The sequence below is a fragment of the Azospirillum formosense genome, from assembly GCF_013340925.1.
Lineage (GTDB): Bacteria > Pseudomonadota > Alphaproteobacteria > Azospirillales > Azospirillaceae > Azospirillum > Azospirillum formosense.
Genome location: NZ_WHOR01000366.1, coordinates 1 through 4490 on the forward strand (window position 1 = coordinate 1; position 4490 = coordinate 4490).

4 protein-coding genes are annotated in these 4490 nt (G+C 70.3%); all 4 read left to right on the forward strand.

Translation table 11 applies throughout. The annotated features are described in order from the left end of the window. The coding region (locus GBZ26_RS27310) for an aldehyde dehydrogenase family protein (RefSeq protein WP_174441504.1) at positions 1-985 on the forward strand (985 nt) is incomplete at its 5' end. Positions 986-996: 11 nt separating this feature from the next. Then, on the forward strand, positions 997-2121 hold the full coding sequence (locus tag GBZ26_RS27315) for a succinate--CoA ligase subunit beta (protein WP_174441505.1): 1125 nt from the start codon (positions 997-999) through the stop codon (positions 2119-2121). After that, positions 2118-3026: a succinate--CoA ligase subunit alpha gene (locus tag GBZ26_RS27320; protein ID WP_174441506.1), complete on the forward strand. Its 909-nt coding sequence runs from the start codon at positions 2118-2120 to the stop codon at positions 3024-3026. The genes GBZ26_RS27315 and GBZ26_RS27320 overlap by 4 nt, the downstream gene beginning before the upstream one ends. A 102-nt stretch (positions 3027-3128) precedes the next feature. Next, on the forward strand, positions 3129-4490 hold a 1362-nt coding region (locus GBZ26_RS27325), incomplete at its 3' end, for a molybdopterin-dependent oxidoreductase (RefSeq protein ID WP_174441507.1).

The window sequence follows — 4490 nt, forward strand, 5'->3', positions numbered from 1 at the left end:
CCCCTCCCCCATGGGCTCCGCCGCCACCGGCCGCACGGTCGAGCTGATGCGGGCCGAGCTGGCGCGCATCGGCGCGCCGGAGGATCTGGTGCAGATGATCCCCACCACCATCACCAAGGGCCTGACGCAGGCGCTGATGGAGGCGGTCGACCTCGTCGTCGTCACCGGCTCGCAGGACAACGTGCGCCGCGCCTATTCCAGCGGCACCCCGGCCATCGGGGTCGGGGCCGGCAACGTCCCGGTCATTGTGGACGAGAGCGCCGACCTGCCCGAGGCGGCGCGCAAGATCTGCGCGTCGAAGACCTTCGACAACTCGACCTCCTGCTCGTCGGAGAACGCGCTCGTCGTACTCGACTCCGTCTACGACGCGACCATCGCCGCGCTGGCGGAGGCCGGCGCCTACCTCTGCACCCCAGAGGAGCGGGAGCGTGTGCAGTCCCGCCTGTGGGAAAACGGCAAGCTGAACCGCAAGCTGATCGCCAAGGACGCCGCCATCCTCGCCGAGGCGTTCGAACTGGCGCCCAAGGCGCGCGAGGCCCGCTTCTTCCTGGTCGAGGAGACCGGCGTCGGCAAGGCGCATCCCTTCTCCGGCGAGAAGCTGTCGCTGGTGCTGGCCGTCTACCGGGTGCCGGACTTCGATGCGGCGGTCGATCAGGTACGCAAAATCCTCGACCACCAGGGGCGCGGCCATTCCTGCGGCATCCACACGCGGGACGAGGCGCACGCCAAACGGCTGGCCGACGAGCTGGACGTGGTGCGCGTGCTGGTCAACTTCGCCCACACCTTCGGCAACGGCGGCGGCTTCGACAGCGGGCTGAACTTCACCCTCTCCATGGGTTGCGGAAGCTGGCAGAAGAACTCCATCTCCGAGAACCTGAGCTGGAAGCACTTCGTCAACATCACCCACCTCGTCCGCCCGATCCCGGAGGACAAGCCGAGCGAAGAGGCCCTGTTCGGCCCCTTCTGGTCCCGCCACGGACGCTGACGGAGGCGACGATGAATTTCGAGGAACAGGCTGGAAAATCCGTGCTCTCCCGCGCCGGGGTGAGCGTTCCGCAGGGCCGCCTCTGCGCCAGCGCGCAGGAGGCCGAGGAGGCCGCCCGCGCCATCGGGCCGGTGGTGGTCAAGGCGCAGGTGCCGACCGGCAAGCGCGGCAAATCGGGCGGCGTCAAGCTGGCCGCCACGCCGGAGGAGGCCGCAGCCGCCGCGCAGGCCATCCTGGGCATGGAGATCGGCGGCTTCCCGGTCGCCCGCGTCCTGGTCGAGGAGCAGGCGGCCATCGCCCGCGAATTCTACGCCGCGGTGCTGAACGACCCGGCCAGCCGCAGCCCGCTCGTGCTGTTCTCCACCGAGGGCGGCATGGACATCGAGGAGGTCGCGGCGACCCGCCCCGAATCCCTGCGCCGCATGGCGGTGGACATCCGCAAGGGCTTCGGCCCGGCGGACGCGCGCCGCCTGCTGCTGGGGCTGGACCTCGGCGAGGCCGCCGTGCCGGTGGCCGGAATGCTCGTCGATCTCTACCGCGTCTACCGCCTGCACGACGCCGAGCTGCTGGAGATCAACCCGCTGGCCCTGCTCGCCGACGGCCGCGTCGTGCCGCTGGACTGCAAGCTGACGGTGGACGATTCCGCCCTCTACCGGCAGGCCGACATCGCCGAACTGGGCGCCAAGGAGCCGCTGTCGGCGCTGGAGGAGCGCGGGCGGGCGCTCGACCTCAAATACATCGAGCTGGAGGGCAACGTCGGCGTCCTGGCGAACGGCGCCGGGCTGACCATGACGACGATGGACGTGGTCAGCCACGCCGGCGGACGCCCGTCCAACTTCCTGGAGATCGGCGGCGAGGCCTACACCAAGGGGACGGAGGCGCTGGACCTCGTGCTGTCCAACCCCGGCGTCAAAAGCCTCGTCGTTAATTTCTGCGGCGCCTTCGCCCGCACCGACGTGATGGCCGGCGGCGTGATCCAGGCCTGGAAGACGCTGAACCCCACCATCCCCGTCTTCTTCTCCATCCACGGCACCGGCGAGGACGAGGCCGTGCGCATGGTGCGGGAGGAGCTGGGGATCGAACCCTACGACCGGATGGAAGACGCCATCTCGGCAGCCGTGGAGGCCGCGCGATGATCGTACGCAAGAGCGACCGGGTCCTGGTGCAGGGCATCACCGGCAAGCAGGGCACCTTCTGGACCGAGCAGATGCAGGCCTACGGCACCACCGTGGTCGGCGGCGTGAACCCGAAGAAGGCCGGGCAGAGCCATTGCGGCGTGCCGATCTTCGCCACCGCGAAGGAGGCCATGGCGAACGGCGGCTTCGACGTGTCGGTGATGTTCATCCCACCCGCCGCCGCCAAGGCCGCCGCCATCGACGCCATCGAGGCGGGCGCGAAGACCGTCGTCTGCCTGACCGAGCACATCCCGTCGCACGACGTGATGGAGATGCACGCCGCGGCGGCGGAGCACGGCACCCGCATCATCGGGCCGAACACCGCCGGCATCGTGACGCCGGGCGAGGGCTTCGTCGGCATCATGCCGGCCTTCAACCCGCGTATCTTCCAGCCGGGCCGGGTCGGCGTCATTTCGCGCAGCGGCAGCCTGGGCACGCTGGTCTGCCTCAACCTCGTGCGCGGCGGCCATGGCCAGTCGGCCTTCCTCGGCATCGGCGGCGACCCGATGATCGGCACGACGACCAAGGACGCGCTGGCCGCCCTGATCGACGATCCGGGCACCGACGCCATCGCGCTCGTCGGCGAGATCGGCGGCAGCATGGAGGAGGAAGCGGCGGAGCTGGTGGCGAAGACGGACAAGCCCGTCGTCTCCTTCATCGCCGGCCGCGCCTCCCCGCCGGGCAAGAAGATGGGCCATGCCGGGGCCATCGTGACCGGCGACCGTGGCAGCTACGCCTCCAAGCGCGGTGCGCTGGAACGCGCCGGGGCCGTCGTGGTGGACGTGCCCGGCGACCTGCCGGCGGCCCTCGACGCGCTGATGGCCGAGGCCGCGAAACGGTCGGGCGCGCAGCGGCTCGCGGACTGAGCGAGCGGCGGCACTTTCGAAGAACGGTACGGCAGCACTGCCCCCTCTCCCGGCCCCCGCCGGGAGGGAACGGGGGAGGCATACCGGAAGGAACGGATCAGGATGGCGAAGATCGACGACGTCGGCGGCCAGCGTGCGCGCGGGTTCGCCTTCACCCAGGGCTTCCAGCGAAGGAGCGGGCCGGCGGCGCCCGAGGACGCGCGCGGCTGGCTCGACCGCTACCAGTCGCCGAGCGAGGACATCGACCCCTCGCCGACCGTCTCCGACACGGTCAAATACACCACCTGCTACATGTGCGCCTGCCGCTGCGGCATCAAAGTGCACATCAAGGACGGCCAGCTCCGCTTCATCGAGGGGAACAAGGACCATCCGGTGAACCATGGCGTGATCTGCGCCAAGGGCTCCGCCGGCATCATGACCCAGAACTCCCCGGCCAAGCTGCGCAAGCCCCTGCTGCGCACCGGGGAGCGCGGCACCGGCGAGTTCCGCGAGATCGAGTGGGACGAGGCGCTGACCATCCTGACCGAACGTCTCGGCAAGATCCGCGACAGCGACCCCAGCAAGCTCGCCTTCTTCACCGGGCGCGACCAGAGCCAGTCGCTGACCGGCTTCTGGGCGGCGCAGTTCGGCACGCCCAACTTCGCGGCGCACGGCGGCTTCTGCTCCGTCAACATGGCGGCGGCGGGCATGTACACGCTGGGCGGCAGCTTCTGGGAGTTCGGGGAGCCGGACTGGGACCACACCCGCTACCTGCTGCTGTTCGGCGTGGCCGAGGACCATGACAGCAACCCGATCAAGATCGGCCTGTCGAAGATGAAGGCGCGCGGCGCCAAGATCGTCTCCGTCAACCCGATCAAGACCGGCTATTCCGCCATCGCCGACGAGTGGGTCGGCATCCGTCCGGGCAGCGACGGGCTGTTCGTCTTCGCCCTGATCCACGAACTGCTGCGCGCCGACCGCATCGACGCCGAGTATCTGGTCCGCTACACCAACGCCCCCTGGCTGGTCATCCAGGACCCCGGCGGCGCCGACGACGGCCTGTTCGCCCGCGACGCCGACGGCACCCCGCTGGCCTGGGACGCGGTGGAGCAGCGCGCCGTTCCGGCGACCGCCGCCGGTATCCGTCCGGCGCTGATCGGCGCCGTCACCCTGCCGGACGGACGGCGGGCCGTGCCCTCCTTCCATCTGCTGGCCGAGCGCTACCTCGACCCGCAGCACGCCCCGGAGGCGGTGGCCGAACGCTGCGGTGTTCCCGCCGACACCATCCGCCGCATCGCCGCCGAGATGGCCCACCTCGCCTTCCAGGAGACGCTGACCATCGAGCAGCCCTGGACCGACTGGGCCGGGCGGCGCCACGAGCGGATGGTCGGGCGACCCATCGCCATGCACGCCATGCGCGGCATCTCCGCCCATTCCAACGGCTTCCACACCTGCCGGGCCATCCACATCCAGCAGGACCTGCAG